Origin of the sequence: Microvirga soli, from assembly GCF_016734765.1 — a bacterium.
Taxonomy (GTDB): domain Bacteria; phylum Pseudomonadota; class Alphaproteobacteria; order Rhizobiales; family Beijerinckiaceae; genus Microvirga; species Microvirga soli.
In genome coordinates, this window is sequence record NZ_JAERQE010000171.1 from 1 (window position 1) to 599 (window position 599).

Sequence of the window (599 nt, forward strand, 5' to 3'; positions counted from 1 at the left end):
ATGAAGCGTTTCGTTGAAGGGGACGACCGCCGGCAGGCCACGCTGCTTCCTGATTGCCTGGACGACTACGTGGCACCCGACAATCCTGTGCGCATCATCGAGGCCTTCGTGGACGAACTGGATCTGGCGGCCCTCGGCTTTGCCGGCATCGTGCCGGAGGTGACGGGCCGACCCGCCTATCATCCCGCCACCCTGCTCAAGATCTACATCTACGGCTATCTCAACCGCGTCCCGTCCAGCCGCCGCCTGGAACGCGAGACCCAGCGCAATCTCGAACTGATCTGGCTGACCGGCCGCCTGATGCCCGACTTCAAGACCATTGCCGACTTCCGCCGCGACAATGGACCAGCCATCCGCGCAGCCTGTGCCCAGTTCGTCGTGCTGTGCCGCCAGCTCAACCTGTTCACCCGGGCCGTCGTCGCCCTTGATGGCTCCAAGTTCAAGGCCGTCAACAATCGCGATAAGAACTTCACCGTCGCCAAGGTGGCCAAGCGCATCGAGCAGGTCGAGGCCGGCATCGCACGCTACCTGGCCGCACTGGATCGCGCCGACCGGCAGGCTGGCGCGGAGACCGAGGCCAGGACAACCCGCCTGAAGCA

At 64.8% G+C, this 599-nt stretch carries 1 protein-coding gene; it reads left to right on the forward strand.

Annotated features, from left to right (window positions below):
* Positions 1 to 599: transposase (locus JKL45_RS29720; RefSeq protein ID WP_201865379.1), on the forward strand; the 599-nt coding region annotated here is incomplete at both ends.